The 16935-nt window shown below is 39.2% G+C and carries 16 protein-coding genes; 4 read left to right on the top strand and 12 right to left on the bottom strand.

Annotation, left to right across the window (positions count from 1 at the left end):
• Positions 1-50: 50 nt before the first annotated feature.
• Positions 51-677, bottom strand: a complete 627-nt coding sequence (locus tag BN1875_RS06010) for a lysophospholipid acyltransferase family protein (RefSeq protein ID WP_048603945.1) — start codon at positions 675-677, stop codon at positions 51-53.
• A gap of 133 nt (positions 678-810) precedes the next feature.
• Here BN1875_RS06010 and BN1875_RS06005 point away from each other — a divergent pair, with 133 nt between their 5' ends.
• Both BN1875_RS06005 and BN1875_RS06000 read left to right on the top strand, forming a co-directional pair.
• Complete coding sequence (locus BN1875_RS06005; protein WP_048603944.1) at positions 811-1545, top strand: tRNA1(Val) (adenine(37)-N6)-methyltransferase; 735 nt, start codon at positions 811-813, stop codon at positions 1543-1545.
• The gene (locus BN1875_RS06000) at positions 1535-1849 is read left to right on the top strand and encodes a GIY-YIG nuclease family protein (protein ID WP_048603943.1); all 315 of its coding nucleotides are present in this window, start codon (positions 1535-1537) and stop codon (positions 1847-1849) included. The genes BN1875_RS06005 and BN1875_RS06000 overlap by 11 nt, the downstream gene beginning before the upstream one ends.
• Positions 1850-1863: 14 nt before the next feature.
• Here BN1875_RS06000 and efp read toward each other — a convergent pair whose 3' ends face one another.
• Together efp and BN1875_RS05990 are read right to left on the bottom strand one after the other, a co-directional pair.
• Positions 1864-2427 (bottom strand): elongation factor P, encoded by a 564-nt coding sequence (gene efp, locus BN1875_RS05995; protein WP_048603942.1) that lies wholly within the window; start codon positions 2425-2427, stop codon positions 1864-1866.
• 74 nt (positions 2428-2501) lie between these two features.
• The gene (locus BN1875_RS05990) at positions 2502-3455 is read right to left on the bottom strand and encodes a helix-turn-helix transcriptional regulator (RefSeq protein WP_048603941.1); all 954 of its coding nucleotides are present in this window, start codon (positions 3453-3455) and stop codon (positions 2502-2504) included.
• 85 nt (positions 3456-3540) lie between these two features.
• On the opposite strand from BN1875_RS05990, the gene BN1875_RS05985 reads away from it, so the two are divergent.
• The gene (locus tag BN1875_RS05985) at positions 3541-4197 is read left to right on the top strand and encodes an FMN-dependent NADH-azoreductase (protein WP_048603940.1); all 657 of its coding nucleotides are present in this window, start codon (positions 3541-3543) and stop codon (positions 4195-4197) included.
• A 54-nt stretch (positions 4198-4251) separates the two neighbouring features.
• Here the strand turns inward: BN1875_RS05985 and BN1875_RS05980 are convergent, their stop codons facing one another.
• The gene (locus tag BN1875_RS05980; protein ID WP_048603939.1) at positions 4252-5139 is read right to left on the bottom strand and encodes a hypothetical protein; all 888 of its coding nucleotides are present in this window, start codon (positions 5137-5139) and stop codon (positions 4252-4254) included.
• An 84-nt stretch (positions 5140-5223) separates the two neighbouring features.
• Positions 5224-6111, bottom strand: coding sequence for an LPXTG cell wall anchor domain-containing protein (locus BN1875_RS05975; protein ID WP_048603938.1), 888 nt, complete (start codon positions 6109-6111; stop codon positions 5224-5226).
• 181 nt (positions 6112-6292) lie between these two features.
• On the opposite strand from BN1875_RS05975, the gene BN1875_RS05970 reads away from it, so the two are divergent.
• Positions 6293-7414, top strand: a complete 1122-nt coding sequence (locus tag BN1875_RS05970) for an IS4 family transposase (protein ID WP_048603023.1) — start codon at positions 6293-6295, stop codon at positions 7412-7414.
• Positions 7415-7771: 357 nt separating this feature from the next.
• Here BN1875_RS05970 and BN1875_RS05965 read toward each other — a convergent pair whose 3' ends face one another.
• From BN1875_RS05965 to BN1875_RS05935, 7 genes are all read right to left on the bottom strand, one after another.
• A complete protein-coding gene (locus BN1875_RS05965; protein WP_048603937.1) occupies positions 7772-9403 on the bottom strand; it encodes a glycoside hydrolase family 13 protein in 1632 nt (543 codons plus the stop codon).
• The gene (locus BN1875_RS05960; protein WP_048603936.1) at positions 9403-11022 is read right to left on the bottom strand and encodes a glycoside hydrolase family 13 protein; all 1620 of its coding nucleotides are present in this window, start codon (positions 11020-11022) and stop codon (positions 9403-9405) included. The genes BN1875_RS05965 and BN1875_RS05960 overlap by 1 nt, the downstream gene beginning before the upstream one ends.
• A 30-nt stretch (positions 11023-11052) precedes the next feature.
• Positions 11053-12807: a glycoside hydrolase family 13 protein gene (locus BN1875_RS05955; RefSeq protein WP_048603935.1), complete on the bottom strand. Its 1755-nt coding sequence runs from the start codon at positions 12805-12807 to the stop codon at positions 11053-11055.
• Complete coding sequence (locus tag BN1875_RS05950) at positions 12804-13772, bottom strand: LacI family DNA-binding transcriptional regulator (protein ID WP_048603934.1); 969 nt, start codon at positions 13770-13772, stop codon at positions 12804-12806. The genes BN1875_RS05955 and BN1875_RS05950 overlap by 4 nt, the downstream gene beginning before the upstream one ends.
• A gap of 41 nt (positions 13773-13813) precedes the next feature.
• Positions 13814-14638: a carbohydrate ABC transporter permease gene (locus BN1875_RS05945; RefSeq protein ID WP_048603933.1), complete on the bottom strand. Its 825-nt coding sequence runs from the start codon at positions 14636-14638 to the stop codon at positions 13814-13816.
• Positions 14638-15501, bottom strand: coding sequence for a carbohydrate ABC transporter permease (locus BN1875_RS05940; RefSeq protein WP_048603932.1), 864 nt, complete (start codon positions 15499-15501; stop codon positions 14638-14640). The genes BN1875_RS05945 and BN1875_RS05940 overlap by 1 nt, the downstream gene beginning before the upstream one ends.
• A gap of 65 nt (positions 15502-15566) precedes the next feature.
• A complete protein-coding gene (locus tag BN1875_RS05935) occupies positions 15567-16877 on the bottom strand; it encodes an ABC transporter substrate-binding protein (protein WP_231586072.1) in 1311 nt (436 codons plus the stop codon).
• Positions 16878-16935: the final 58 nt, after the last annotated feature.

Genomic DNA, 16935 nt, shown 5'->3' with positions numbered 1-16935 from the left:
CATTTCTGAAAATGAAAAAAGAGAAAAACAGTCCGCAAACTGTCTTTCTCTTAGTCTTTCTTCTCGATTGGGTAGACAAAATTAGGATCGACTTCCTGATCCAGTTGATTAAATGCCTGTTGAATCCGGCGTTCGACCTCTGCCAAGCCTTCTTTGTCCATTTTCTTAATGTCGCTGATGTCGATGGGTTCCCCAAACCGAATCGTCACAGGTTTACGTTTCAGCAGATCGCCAAAGGTCAAGGGACCTTGATAGACACTGGGAACGATACGAACCTTTGCCATCCGGGCAATCAACGCCATACCACCTTTTAACTCCGTCGAATGTCTTGTTCCACTAGGAAACATGACTAGACTTAAATCGGTGTCCTTCAGTAATTTCACCGGCGTTTTTATCGCGCTTGGACCTGGCTTGTCTCTTTTAACGGGAAAAGCATTGGCGTGCTTTAAAATAAAACGTAGCACGGGATTTTTAAACAGCTCTTCTTTTGCCATGAAACTAAATTTCTTCGGACTGGCAGCCACAGCTAAATACAAAGGGTCCCACCACGTTCGATGTGGGGCAACTAAAATGTAATTTTCATTTTTGGGTAAGGCTTGTTTGTTTTGATAATGGGCATTACCGTTTAGAATAAATAAGACTACTCGGACAACTCCCCGCATAAATCTAAAAAACATCGTCTCTTCCTTTCTGATACATTCTTAAGTATGCAAAAAAAATTTCTGGTTGACAAGTCTTTTTGTTTGTTTGCTGAAAAATATAAACGTAGTATAATACTTCTATAACTTTTTTTAAAGTAGGTGTCTTTTTATGTTAAATTCCGGCGAACGAATTGATCAACTCTATGCCGACGACATTCAAATCATCCAAAGCCCAGAGGTCTTCTCCTTTTCCTTGGATGCAGTTTTATTGGCAAATTTCCCTCGTATTCCTAAGAGAGGAACCATCGTCGACCTGTGCGCAGGAAACGGTGCAGTCGGTCTATTCCTTAGCCGCAAAACACAAGCCCACATTTATCAGATTGAGTTGCAGGATCGCTTGGCAGATATGGCTCGCCGTAGTATCCAACTGAATCATTTAGAAGAACAAATGACCATGTATACATTGGATTTAAAGGACAGTTTCACAAAAATCAAACACGATTCGGTTGATCTCTTGGTTTGCAATCCGCCTTATTTTCGTGATCTGCCAACAAACGAAAAAAATCCTAATCCCCATCTGGCTTTAGCCCGCCACGAAATCGCGACTAGCTTGGAAGAAGTAATTGCTGTTTCCAGCAAACTTTTGAAAATGAACGGTCATTTTGCGTTGGTCCATCGCCCAGATCGGTTTTTAGATATTTTAGAACTGATGAAAAAATATCGGATCGCACCAAAACGTATCCGCTTTGTTCACCCTAAAAAAGAAAAAGATGCCAATGTTTTATTGGTAGAGGGAATCAAAGACGGCAAAACAGATGGCTTCAAGATCAACCCTTCATTGATCGTTTACGATGACGACAACCACTATACAACAGAAATCAGGCAGATGCTTTATGGCAAATGATCATTATTTTTATGTTCTCTTGTGTCAGGACGGCAGTTTTTATGGCGGCTACACTACGGATTTGCCACGACGTTTAGCAGAACACAACAGCGGAACAGGCGCAAAGTATACCCACCCTCAAAGTCGCCGTCCCGTTCAGATGATCCATGCCGAGCATTTCGCTACCCGCAGTGAAGCGACAAAAGCCGAAGCTGCTTTCAAAAAACTTACTCGGCAAAAAAAAGAAGCTTATTTACGAACCTCGGCTTCTCTTAATCAGCTGTCAAAAAATGAGCAACTGAAAGAAAAAAGCCAGATCGATTGATCTGACTTTTTTTCTTATTTTGATGCACGTTTGATGTATGTGCCTTCTGTTGTGTTGATTTCCAAATCTTCGCCTTCTTCAACGAAGTCAGGAACGTTCACTACCAAGCCGGTTTCCATCGTTGCTGGTTTGCCAGAACCTGTTACGGTTGCACCTTTGATTGATGGTTGTGTTTCTACGACCTTCAAGATGACGGAAGATGGCAATTGAACCCCAATCACTTCACTGCCGAAGAATTGAATTTTCACTTCCATGTTTTCTAAAATGTATTTCATTTCGTCAGCCACAGTTTCTACTGGAATTTCATATTGTTCATAGCTTTCTAAATCCATGAAAAATGCGGTGTCATCCATGGTATAAAGATATTGCACTGCATTTGTATCAATGTGTGCTTTTTCAAATTTTTCTTCTGGACGAAATGTTGTATCATACGTTGCGCCTGAACGTACATCTTTTAATTTCATACGCATAACGGTATTCCCTTTACCAGGTTTATGATGGCTGGCATCCAATACTTTGATCAATTTGCCATCTTGGACAAATGTCATACCTGCTCTTAAATCGCTTGCTGAAATCATGCAAATCCTTCTTTCTTCTTATATATAAATAGTCCTCGTCCATTGTAGCAAACCCAACAGCATAACGCTAGCAACTAAGAGAAATTCTTTTCCTCTTGATAATCTGCGAGGAGCAAATGAACTTCGGACAACACACTTTCCTTCAATTCCTCCGGATACACCACCAACACATTGCGACCAAAGGAAATGAAATAATGGGTCATATACGCCAATTCTTCTTGATTGTAGCCGCCGATAATATAGACCTTTCCATCTTTCTCTTCCAGTTGCATATTAGGATAATGATTCTTTAAAAATAGTTCTTTCCCAAATTCTGTCAATCGGCACCGAAAAGGAATCGTGTGATAGGTATTTTCATAGTCCACCTGAAACTGCTTTAACTCCTTCTTAGAATAGGTTTTAGTGATTTTTTCATTCACAGAAACCTCACTCAAATAATCACAGCGATAGGTTCCCCATTTTTTTCTTTCCATATCATAGCCGCTGCAAAACCAAATACCTCTACGATAAAACAGTTCCAAAATTTGTAGTTGAACCACTTGGTCATCCTGTTGCTGATTCGTTGCCGTAATCACTTTTTCATCCAAAATCGCTTGCAAAATCAGCGGAAGATGTTTTAGTTCTTTTACTGGTGGTACGCTAAGGTAATCAATGACCTCTAAAAGTTGAGAAACTTGCTGCTGTTGCGTTTCAGGAATGGTGGCTAATAGTTTTTGACGAATATGTTCATAAGATTTTTCAAACGGCGTACTGGATAATAAGGACAAAGCTTTCAATGCAAAAAAAATCGCCTGAATTTCTTCATTACTGAAATACACCGGCACCAACAATTTTTGATTGATTAAACGATACCCGCCATAGCGTCCGTTTTCTACATAAAAAGGCAATCCCAAAAGCTCCAACTCGGCGATGTCCCGTAGTGCTGTCCGCTTCGAGACATGAAATTCCGCCATTAGATCCTTCACCTGAAAAGTAGTCTTTCCACTGAGAAAAATCATCTCTTGGTTTAATCGCTCCGATTTATTCATTTTATTTCTCCATTTCAATGGTGACTTATTTTGGCACCTTTAGATAGTAAAGTGAGTATATCAAAAGGAAATGAGGAACTCAAACATGAAAACTTTACTTATTAACGCCCATCCCGATTACTTAAATCCAGCACATTTTTCACTAAAACTACAAACATTGTTTCTAAAAAAATTTGCTGAAGAATTTCCCCACGAAACAGCTACGGTTTTAAATCTCTATGAAACCCAAATTCCCCGAATCACTCCAGGAGAATTGCAGACGATTTGGACAAAACAGGCTGAAGGACTTCCTTTAGCTAGTCAAGAAAAAGTGGTTGCCCAAACGTCACAGAATTTACTGGCGCAGTTCAAGAATCATCAACGTATCGTGATCGTATCCCCACTGCATAATTTCAATATCACTTCTGCATTAAAAGATTATCTTGATAATATCCTGATTGCTCGAGAAACTTTCCGCTATCTTGATGCACCAGATGAAAACGGAAAAGTTTCCGTTGGCTTGATGAAGAACAATTACAGAATGCTGCTGCTTTTTGCCAGTGGTTCCCTCTACACAGAGAATACTATCTATCGTACGTTGGATTTTGCCCCCAACTATCTTAAAAGTATGTTTCAAGAAATTATGGGGTTTGACCAAGTCGCTATCGTGCGGGCAGAAGGTACCGCTGTCTTGCCCGAAGAAACCATTTTATCGAAGGCTTCGCTGGAGCTGACGAATGCGTTTCAATCTTTCTACCGATAAAAAACGCTCGACCACAATCATCAGCTTTTATGCTGATTTTTGAGGTCGAACGCTTTATTTTATTTCTCCGTACATCGTTGTTTCACCCATTTGTAAAATTGCCGTATGGGCATCTTTTGTCAAAAAGAATTGGAAAGGCAATGGGTCATTCCCTAACGCTTGGGGACCGTAACGTTCCGCAAAAAGATTCATATCCCAATTTAAGATATATTCATCCATTCTTTGTTGAAAAGAACGAATCGTATAAAACCGATCATTATAATAAAAATGAACTGTCGTCTCTGTGATTTCCATAATCGGTTGCCGCTGTGCATCATCAGTTGGTGCATCATACCAAATTTGTTGCAGCTCTTGGGGGATTTTCACCGTTGTCACAGCCGGTTTATCATTTACTGCTTCTGATTTTTCTGCTTGTTGTTCCACCAATTGTATCGTCAATTGCTGCACACGAGTTTGTTCATCTGCAAGATAGGCGGGAGTCAGATCAAGTTTTTGGATTTTTACAAGCTGCTCAATAGCTTCGTTTCTTTTTCCACTAGTAAGTAATTCCTGTAATTGATTGATTTGGTCATTGACCTGATCCACTTGTTTTTCAAGATCCGCAACTTCTGCAAGCAATTCGCTTCCTTTTTGTTTGATAATTCGGGAACTTTTTTCATTCCTGACCACCTGATCAGCGATTTTTTTTGCAGCAGATAATTTGCCTTTAGCAATCTCCTCGGTACTGTGTTGTAGCTGTTCCACCTGTTCTTGGTACTGAGAAAGCTCTTTATCTCCAGGGTTTAAACTTTCCGCTAAAGAAAAATAAGCCAATGCCTGCTCGTATTGCCCTTTGGCGGTTGCTGTGATTCCTTTAGAAAAACCGCGATCAAATGCTTGGTTTTCTCCGCATCCCGTCAAGAAAAGCAGACAGAAAAGAAAAATAATCGTTTTTTTCATCATTTTTAGAATCTTTCTGTTTTTTTCTATCCTACCATATTTTTTGATGAAAAACGAAAGTCACCTAATCCTTATCGTTCAGATTCTTTATTTTCTTCGTAAAACAACTCCACCAAGTCCTAACAAAATCATCCCCGCTCCCACCATCCACAAAGATGTTGCTTGATCATTTGTTTTAGGAAGCCGTTTTTTATTTTGAGCGAAAGTTGTTGTTGGTTTTTGTGAATCGCTCCTTTGATTAGACATCAACGGAACCATCGAAGTAGAAGTCGCTGGTTTCTCACCGCTAGAAGATTCTTCTGTACTTGAATTGCTACTGCTGATGCTTGGCTCCGTGCTGAAGTCGCTACTGCTCCTGCTTGGTTCTGTACTGGAATCGCTACTGCTCGTGCTCGGCTCCGTGCTGGAATCGCCACTGCTCGTGCTTGGTTCCGTGCTGGAGTCGCTACTGCTCATGCTTGGTTCCGTGCTGGAATCGCTACTGCTCATGCTTGGCTCTGTGCTGGAATCGCTACTGCTCGTGCTTGGTTCTGTGCTGGAATCGCTGGAACTTGAATCTCCGCCGGTAATTACTTCAAAGGTGATCGTTTCTGGTGCATAACTACCGATTTCCGCCCCTTTTACAGAAAAACTGATGGTAAAACGAGTGAGAGCTATCTCTTCAGGAATCACTAAATCAAAAAATGCCGTTCCCATTTTAGGATTATCCGGATCTGGCTGCAGCATTGTCTCATTGATTATCGAAACGCCCGCTGGAGCCTCATTGATGGATACTTGAATTCCAGAAGGATCAGCCAAACTGCCCCCATAAAAGTGAACCAATGCTCCTAAAGACAACACTTGACCGGGAGTGACCTTGACAATATTCGAATGGATATTTTCCCCAGTATCTGCAAAAAATATTTCCGTATCCGTTACATAAATTGGTTCTCTAGCCATCGTCGTTTGAGCAGCAAAATTTTCTGCTGCGGGCACAACAAATAACCCTCCCAACAAAATTGTCGCGACACCAATTCTCCCTATTTTGTTCAACATCACTAGTGTTGCAAAGAAATACTAACTTGTAAAATCCTTGATTTAAAGCTATTCACGCACAAAAAAATCCTTTATACTACTCTTGGATGACTTATCCAAGACCAATAAAAAGGACCTACGTATGGATAAGTATAACTTAAAAACATCATTTCAGAAATGGCTTTCTTCAATAAATCTTGATAATTTATCTGAGAATGCCAAAAATTCAATTCAAACATTCGATTATTACAGTAAGAAACTAGATTTTAGATCAGCTTTAAAGATCCTTCTTCACGCAGTTTATGAGGACTTACCCAGCTATCGAGAAATCAATCGTGCTTTTTTAGATCAACGATTATGCAAAGAAGTGGGCATTGAGTCACTATGCTACAGCTCGCTGTCTCGTAAAACTGCAAAAATTGATCAAAACGTTTTGATGGAGATTTTCACGCAATTGGTAAAAAAAATATCCCAACAAAGACCCAGTTCAAAGACAACAAGCCTACAAATCATTGATTCAACAACAATTCCACTAAACAAAGCATGGTTTCCCTGGGCTAAGTTTCGCCAGACGAAGTCTGGAATCAAACTTCATCTGAATCTCTGTTACCTCGATGAGAACAATCAATATCCAGAAAGCTTCACCATCACAAACGCTAGTGAACACGATCGTACACAGTTCGAAGTGTTAGCTGATAAGACAGAAGCAACTTATGTCGTTGACCGGGGTTACTTCGATTACAAATTACTGGATAAACTGCATGGAGATGGCTATTTCTTTGTGACAAGAATAAAGGGTAATACTAAAATCACTATTCTAGATCAAATTGATGTGACTAAACCTGAAACAACGGATGGTAAAATTATTAGTGATCAGCACGTCATTCTAGGTGGTGGTGTCAATCATGTCACTGAACGATTCAGATTAGTCACTGTACTAACAAACGGGCAAAAACTATTACGAATTGTAACCAATCGGTTTGATGTCACGCCAAATGAAGTAGCAGACATGTATCAGGCACGCTGGCATATTGAACTTTTCTTTAAGCATTTGAAACAGAATCTAACCATCAAACATCTTTATTCACGAAGTGAACAAGGTGCAATAAATCAAGTGATACTTACCCTTATTGCATCCCTTCTAACCTATATGGTGAAGATTGAACTTGAAACGACAGCGACACTCTTTCAGTTGAAAAGATCCTTTCATTATCTGATGTTCGAGCCAGCTGAAAGTTGGTTGGAACTTCATAGATCAGGTTGATTCTCATTGTTTTATCGTCGTCTCTCTTAGTTTTCATTTGAATAAACGTGTAATTTCTGGAAAAATAGTCATCCGTTGCGTAAGCACTCGACTTTTTGGCAATTTTTAACGAGAATTAATTTTCAGACTATTCTGATATTATCTATGCAACACTAGTAGTTCAACATATAAAAAAAACTCCTTTCATTTTGACCGTTTTAAAGGATAACGCAAGCATCCGCAAAAAACAATAATAAGAGTTATTTTATTAAAATTCGTTGATAATTTTTGCAAAATTAAAAACAGTCAGAGAGGGAAACATTGATATATCAAGGATTAAAAAACATCGCGGCGTTTTTTCCGTGATGTTTTATCAAGCTATTCTGTTTGTTTTGTTTCAAATACGAATGCATCATAAGGTGCTAAGGTCATTCGTTGCGCTAATTTCGTCGGATTTCCGTTAGCGAGGGTTAATTCCCATTGAAAAGCGAGCAAACGTTTAGGTAATTCAATTCTCCGCGTTTTTTCACTGGCATTCACTAAAACAACGATGGTCTTCCCTTGAAATTGTCGTTGATAGGCAAAAATATCGGGATCGTTTGCCAACAATAAATCAAAGTTCCCTTCTGTGAAAATGGGTTCTGCTTTACGATAAGCAATCAATTGTTTGTAGAAAGCCAAAACAGAGTCTGTCGTTCCCTCCGCTTCAACATTGATAGTTGCAGCATTAGGATTGACAGCCAACCACGGTGTTCCAGCGGTGAAACCAGCATTCTCGCTCTCATCCCATTGCATTGGTGTTCGAGAATTGTCCCGTGCCCAACGTGTGGTTATAGCTAACGCTTTTGATTCAGAAAGACCTTCTGCCAATAAACTTTGATAGTACCGATGCGTATCTTTGGCATCCACTTGTTCAATACTGGTAAAAGGAAAATTGGTCATCCCGATTTCTTGTCCTTGATAAATAAATGGTGTTCCTTTTAACAACAAATACATCACTGCCAAGGCCTTTGCGGATTTGGCCGTTTCATTACCAAGAATCGTATTGAATCGTGGATTGTCATGATTCTCAATATAAAGTGCATTCCAGCCATCGTTTTCCAAATGTTTTTGCCAACGGGCCAAAACTTTTTTAAAACCTAATAAATTGATTCGCTCCTTGCCGGGTTCTCCTTCTCGAACATTGTGTTCCAATTCAAAGATCATATCTAAATAACCATCGGCATTCGTCCAACCAACCGCTTTTTTACTGGTTACACCACTCGCTTCTCCTACGGTCATAATCGGGTATTCATCAAAAATCTTCTTTAAATCCTGCATATACGCATCGATACCGGCAACATTCATAAATGGTGCCCAAGGATTATCTTTGATTTTGGTCTGCCAAGCTGCTTTTTGAATATGACTGATAGCATCTAGACGGAAACCATCAATCCCCAAATCCAACCACCATTGAATCATTCGATAAATTTCTTCCCGTACCTTTGGATTTTTCCAATTCAAATCTGGTTGCTGCGGAGCAAAAACGTGAAAAAAGGCTTGGTTTGTTACTTCATCATACGTCCATGTCGAACCTCCAAAAAAGCTTTGCCAATTATTTGGCAACTTTTGTTCGCTGGCATCTTGCCAATGGTAATAATCCCGGTATGGATTGTCTTTGCTTTTTTTTGCTTCTAAAAACCATGGATGTTGGTCACTCGTATGATTAACAACTAAATCCAAAATCACCTTAAGGCCAATTTTATGTGCTTTTGACAATAACTCTTCGAAATCTGCCATTGAGCCATATTCTTCTTGAATTGCCTGATAATCTGAAATATCGTACCCGTTGTCCACATTGGGTGATTGATAGATTGGATTAAGCCAAATAAAGTCGATCCCCAAGTCTTTCAAATAGGGCAATTTTTCGATAATTCCTTGCAAATCACCAATCCCATCCCCATTCGAATCTTTAAAGCTACGCGGATAGATTTGATACCCAATTGCGTTTTTCCACCATTGTTGTTCCATTACTTCACCTTCACTATAAATGATTGCCAAGGATGCAATACTAAGTTTTCTACATCCGTAATTTTTTCCGTTTCATTGTGAATCACTGTTTCTAACACTGTCGTAGCTGGCAATTGCAATGGATTTAAGTGGCGGGAAAAATTATTGACTACCAACCATTTTTCTTCTCCCAATTGTCGATAATAAGCGATTACTTCTGGCGCTGTTTCGATCAATTCAAAAGTACCCCAAACAACAATTGGGTTTTCTTTTCGTAATTGAATCAGCTTTTGATAAGTGTAAAACAAGGAATTTTCATCTGCCAAGGCTGCTTCAACATTGATTTTCGGATAGTTTTCATTGACTGCTAACCAAGGCGTACCTGTAGTAAATCCAGCATTTTTTCCAGCATTCCATTGCATTGGCGTCCGAGCATTGTCTCGGCCCTTCCGATTGATAGCCGCCAAGATTTCTTCTTTCTTGATTCCTTGTGCCAGACGCTCATGATACATATTGATACTTTCAATATCCGCCACTTGTGAAATATCCGTCACCTGGCGATTAAGCATCCCGATTTCTTCCCCTTGGTAAATATACGGCGTTCCTTTTAATGAATGCAGCAAAATCGCCAGCAGTTTTCCGCTTTTTACCCGATCATTTTCATCTCCCCAGCGAGAAATAATTCGTGGCAAATCATGGTTATTCCAAAACAAGGAATTCCAGCCTTCATCCCCAAGCTCATTTTGCCATTTTGCAAATACTGCCTTTAATTCAGCAACTTGCAATGGACGATAATCCCATTTTTCTTTTCCGGGAATTTCATCTAGTCCAATATGTTCAAATTGGAAAACCATCGACAATTCTTTTCGTCGAGGATCAGAATATTCTTTGGCAATTTCAGGTGTCGCTCCCCACGTCTCCCCAACGGTCAATAAATTTTTTCCGCCAAAAGTTTTTTGGTTCATTTCCTGTAAAAACTCATGCAGCTGTGGACCATTGCCGGTAATTTTCTTTTCAGGAAGTTTACCAATCAAATCGATTACGTCCATTCGGAAACCACCGATGCCTTTGTCGATCCAAAAATTCATCATGTCGTAGACTTCCTGACGAACTGCTGGATTTTGCCAATTCAAATCTGGTTGTTTTTTGCTGAAAAGATGAAGGTAATACTGTCCGCTCGCTTCGTCAAAAGCCCATGCTGAACCAGAAAAAGTGGAACGCAAGTCATTCGGTTCCTTCCCATTGACTGGATCTGCCCACACATAATATTCCCGGTAAGGATTATCTTGACCTTTTTTCGCTTCAATAAACCAGTGGTGTTCATCTGATGTATGATTGACTACTAAATCCATAATTAATTGAATCCCACGTTTTTTTGCCTCAGCAATCAATTCATCCAAATCTGCCATAGTGCCAAATTCTGTCATTATTGCTTGATAATCGGAAATATCATATCCATTGTCATCATTGGGTGATTGATAAACAGGAGACAACCAAATCGCACCAATACCTAATTTTTCAAGGTAGTCCAATTTAGAAATGATTCCTCGCAAATCCCCGATACCATCTCCGTTAGCATCCATAAAACTTCGAGGATAAATTTGATAAACCACCACTTCTTGCCACCAATTTTTTTTCATGTTATTCCCTCGCTTTTTTAACGTTTCAGTCTATTTCGTGATCACAAATCCATTTGGTGAAATTACTAAGTGTGTTCCTTGAACACTCGTCAAATGAGACAGGAGAATTTCTTTTGGTAATGGAATCTCTTGCAGCTCTTTGCTGGCATTAAAGTGCCCTCTCACCGTTTGTTCGTTGATTTGCCGCTGCAATTCAATCACTCCACGCTCTTCTTCTACCTGCTGCCAAACCATTTTTCCTTCTGAGAAAATAGCTTGATTATTTTTACGAAAGGCAATCAGTTCTTTGAAGAAGGCAAACATATCCTGATTTCCTGACGTCCAGTCCATACATTTCCGACAATCTGGGTCCATTTCACCGGTCATTGCAAATTCATCACCGTAATAAATGCAAGGTACGCCCGGCTGCATGAAGGTAAATGCCAGAACCTGCTTCATTAAATCTTTATTTCCCTCGGCTTCTGTCAGTAAACGTGGTGTATCATGAGAATCCAGCACATTAAATTGAATTTCATTGGTTTGTTGACGATACATCATCAACTGACTATTGATTTCTGAGACCATTTTCGTCATAGGAATTTTATCTTTAACGAAAAATTCCATAATTGCATCGGTATACGCATAGTTCATAACCGCATGGAATTCATCGCCTTGCAACCAACTTTGTGAAGAATGCCAAATTTCGCCTAAAATATAGAAATCTTTTTTTGTTTCATCACAAACTTTTCGAAATTCCTTCCAAAATTGATGATCCACCTCATTGGCAACATCCAAACGCCACGCATCGATATCAAATTCTTCAATCCAGTACTTTGCAATTTCTAACAGATAGGCTTTGACCTCAGGATTTGCCGTATTTAATTTTGGCATGTGAGGGGTAAAGGCAAACACATCATAGGTAATGTTAGAGGCTTGCTCAAAGTCAGCACTCTCTTGGTAAGAAACCGGAAATTCATGAATATGAAACCAATCAGCATAAGGAGAATCCTTGCCATTTTTAATTACATCCTGCCATTGTGGAGAGGTATCCCCAATATGATTAAATACTGCATCCAGCATTACTTTGATTCCCCGGCGATGACATTCGTCCACTAATTTTTTGAAGGTTTCCTTATCACCAAAGGCCGGATCAATATTCAAATAGTTAATTGTATCGTATTTATGATTAGAGTAGGCTTCAAAAATCGGACAAAAATAAATACCGTTGATTCCCAGCTCCACTAAATGATCCAAGTGATCAATCACACCTTGTAAATCCCCACCAAAAAAATCCTGCCGATCCGGTGCTTTCGATCCCCATGCTAATGTTCCTTCGGGGTCATTGGTGGGATCCCCATTGGCAAACCGTTCGGGAAAAATTTGATACCATACCGTCTTTTTTACCCATTCCGGCGCTTGGAAACGATCGGCATCGTGAAAATACGGCATCCGAAAATAATTATTGGGCATCGCCAAATAATTTTCTTCAAAAGGATAAATCCCGTGGTCACCGAACAACGCTCGAATGCCATCCAGTCCAACAACTTCAAAAGCATAGGACATGCGATTATATTTTTCTTCCGTATCAACGACCCAATAATCATATAAATCTGTCGATAAATATTTGGTCATCGGTAATTTTTGTTGGTACCATTTCTCTTCATTTAGTGTGTAGGGATCGCCATGTAAAAGATTGGCTTGTTTCACATCTCCTCTGGCTGTTCGCAGTCTTACATGCATGGTTTTGTCTTTATACAAATACGCAAATTCGCTTTCTGGACGATGATAGATTGCAGATGTAATCATGTTGTTGACTCCTTTGCTTTTTTCGTTGATTCTCTCACGACGAGTCCTGGCAAAAAACGGCGATATCCTTGACTTCTTCCACCCGCTTCAATTTTTTTAATTAGCATTTCCCCGCACGCTTCGCCCATGGTGACCAACGGCTGTTTTGCCGTTGTCATTTTGGGAAAGCTTATCTGATCGAGAAAAACGCCATCAAACCCGATGATTCCAAAATCATCGGGTATTGATCCGCCACATTTTTGAATTCCCCGCTCAATACCGATTGCTAAGCGATCCGTACTGCAAATAAAACAAGTATTTTTTAGAAACTCTTGCCAATTTTTTTCAATAAATTGTTGGGAAAGGGTGGAATGATTATTAAAATGATAAACCGTTGCCGTTTTTTGATGTTGCTTCATTTCCTCCAGATAGCCCTTTTCTCGAGCGTGTTCGAAGGATTCATCAACATCCATACCAATATAAACAATCTGTTCATAGCCAGTTTCAATCGCATACTTCGTGGTGGTTCTCGTGCCGTACCAATTATCGCAATCGACAAAATCAAAATTTTGATCATTTTCGCCAAATAACACGACTGGTTTATCAATAGATTTTATCAATTCCAAATCGTTCTTACGAAATCCTGTAATAATCACGCCATCACAGTTATTCGTATCAAACTCTCCTTTTGTCACTAATTGTAAGGAATAGTGGCAGTTCCCAACCGCTCTAGCGATTCCCATCAACAGATTCATATAATATGGTTCTGTCGAATCAATTTCTTCCAAAATAAATAACTTTATGATTTGTGTTCGTTTATTTGCGAGTGCTTTTGCCATAATGTTCGGTTGGTAATCAAGTTCACCCATCGCACGATATACCAATTTTTTTAATTCATCTGTAACCTTCTCCGGATGATTGATTACACGAGAAACCGTCATCTTAGAAACATTGGCTGCTTTTGCAACATCTGCAATGGTTGTCATAAAAAAACTCCTTGATCTTCTAATTATCTTACTAATTTATCCTATTTCACTGCTCCTTCAGCAACACCTTTGATAATTTGTTTTTGCATAATAAAGTAGAAAATGATTACTGGTAATACAGCAATTACTAATCCGGCTAACGCAAGATGCCATTGTTTCGTGTACTGTCCAAAGAAAAAGAACATTTTTAATGGAATCGTTTGTGTGGATGGTGAATTAATAACGAGTGATGGTAACAAATAGTCATTCCAAATCCACATCGTATTTAAAACAGCTACTGTAACTGTTGTTGGTTTAAGCATTGGAAAAATAACTTTCCAGAATACTTGAAATCGAGTCGCCCCATCAATGATCGCCGCTTCATCCAAGGCTTTTGGAATTGCTTTTAACGCACCATGATACAAAAAGATCGACATGCTTGCCCCAAAACCTAAGTACATGAAAATAATTCCCACTTGATTCAACATTTGCGCTTTTCCAAAAATTGATACTAACGGGATCATAACTGATTGGAAAGGAACCAGCATTGCTGCAACAAATAACATAAACAAAATGCCGCTAAATTTGGTTTTTGTACGTTCCAAGGCATAGGCACACATTGCGGAGAAAATGATGATGACAACAACACTAATAATGGTAATGAACAGAGAATTAAACAATGTTTTCAAGAAATCCAATTGACGAAATGACTCCGGATAATTTTCAAAGGTAAAACTATCGGGGGTTCCCAATGGATTTGTAAAAATTTCTTGTTTTGTTTTAAAAGAATTCGTCAGCATCAAATAAAAGGGAATCAACCATACTAACCCTAAAACCAACCCAAGCAGGCTTCGACCTAATTGACTGGCTACTTTTTGTTTTTTCATTATGCTTCGACCTCTTTTCTCTTGGTTAAATAAACCTGCGTCAAGGAAATAATAGCAACAAATAGGAAGAAAATAACTGCTTTTGATTGTGCATAGCCCATTTTATTTTCTAAAAAGGCTGTATTATAAATATTCATCGCAACCATCTGTGTAGAACTGTAAGGTCCGCCGTTTGTCAAAGACAAGTTTTGATCGTACAGCTTGAAACAGTTGGATAATGTCATAAACAAGCTTACAGTAAAGCCGGGCATGATTAGTGGGAATTTTACATTCCAGAATTTTTGCCAAGCAGTTGCGCCATCCAAATCGGCAGCTTCTAGTAATGATTCGTCGACTCCTTGTAAATAAGAAATATAAATAACCATAATGTACCCTGACATTTGCCAGCACATCACGATAACCATCGCCCAAAAACCAGTTTGAGTCGTTGATAACCAGGTTTTAAGTCCGGCGTTTCCTAAGGTATCCCCAATCGCTGAAAAGGCATTGATGAAAATAAACTGCCAAATGAACCCAAGAATAAGTCCGCCAATCAAATTTGGCATAAAGAAAATCGTACGCAAAAGATTGGAACCTTTAAACTTGCTGGTAACAAGAATTGCTAAGCTTAAACCAATTACGTTGATCAGAATAATGGAAACCGCAGAGAACTTGACCGTAAACCAAATGGCGCTCCAAAATCCGCTGTCTTTGAAGACATTGACATAATTTTCAATTCCAACAAAGTTTCCTTTTGCAACTGCATCCCAATCAGTAAACGAATAATAGATTCCATAAATGAATGGCACAATAACAACTAACGTCAATGCAATAAGTACCGGTGCAGAAAAAATATAAAACCAGTGTTTCTTTTGATACTTCATGGTGTTGTCCCCCTTAATTAAAACACGAGAGGCAGCCAGAGCTTTCTCTCGTGCATAACGAATGTTTACTTTCTTTCTTCCGCCCACTTATCTTGTGCTGTTTTTACAACTTCATCCCATGAAGCTTCGCCAGCTACATATTTTTGGATTTGTGCACCGACAGTTTGTTCACCCCATGCAGCTGGGTAGCCCATGAAGACCCATCCAGTCGTCTTGCCATCCGTATAATACGTGTAAACATCTTTTGATAATGGATCGGAGATTTTATCTGTGTCGTATCCTTTATAGGCAGGCACAAATTTGAAATCTTCCAGCACGATTTGTTTTCCTTCATCAGAAGTGTAAAGATAATCTAAGAAATCTTTAGATGCTTGAACTTCTTCTTTTGAGCCTTTAGGATTTACACCCCAATACATTGGTACGCCAACTGGAATCGTTCCTTCTGTCACACCATCAATCGGAATCGGTAAAAGACCAATATTTTCATTTGCCAAATCTGGGTTGATTCCTTCGATTGTTGGATATACCCAGTTTCCTTGTTGGGTCATCGCAACTTTCCCATTTGAAAACAACTGTTCGATTTGTTGTGAATAATCTAGGCTATTAGTTGGTTGTACAGAATATTCATTGCTGATATCAATGTATTTCTTGAATTGATCGCCATATTTGAACTCAACCGTTTTTGATTCATATGCCTTCATTACGTCATTATCAAATTCTGCATTTAGAAAGGCATTGGAAGAATGCAACCCTGTAATCCATTGTTCTTTTGCTGCTAAAGCAAACGGTGCATCAATCCCTAATTCCGATTTCTTTTCATCCAATGTTTTCGCTGCTGCTTCCAAATCATCTAAAGTGGCAATTTTTGATGCATCAATTCCAGCTTTTTCAAAAATTTCTTTGTTGTACAACACGCCATAGCCTTCAATGTTATACGGTAACCCTAGAACTTTTCCATCTTTCGTTGCACCGGTTAACGTTCCATCCAATGCTTGTTTTGCTGACTCAGTATCGCTTAAGTCTGTCAAACTGTCGATCCACATGTTGACATCTTCCGGACCACCGATGTTAAAGATATCCGGTTCATTTCCTGATGAGAATTTTGATTTTAGCGCTGCACCGTAATCACTTCCGCCGCCGACTGTTTCAATATTGATTTTAACGTCAGGATTTTTTTCTTCATATTTTTTTGCCAGTTCCTCAAATTGATCCTTAAATTCTACTTTAAATTGGAAAATATCGATTTCTGTTTTGTCCCCATCTGACTCAGAACCACCGCCTGCACTATCTGACGCGTTCCCACACGCTGACAAAGCAAATCCCATAGCAGTAGCAAATGTAACCATTCCAAGTTTTTTCCACATCTTTTTATCCATTTTCTTTCCTCCTTGCATTCGATACTATTATTATGCAACCGATTACACTTATAGTCAA

Origin of the sequence: Enterococcus massiliensis, from assembly GCF_001050095.1 — a bacterium.
GTDB classification, from domain to species: Bacteria; Bacillota; Bacilli; order Lactobacillales; family Enterococcaceae; genus Enterococcus_C; species Enterococcus_C songbeiensis.
The sequence above is the reverse complement of the archived record's forward strand: the minus strand, read 5'-3'. Positions and strand labels throughout refer to the sequence as shown.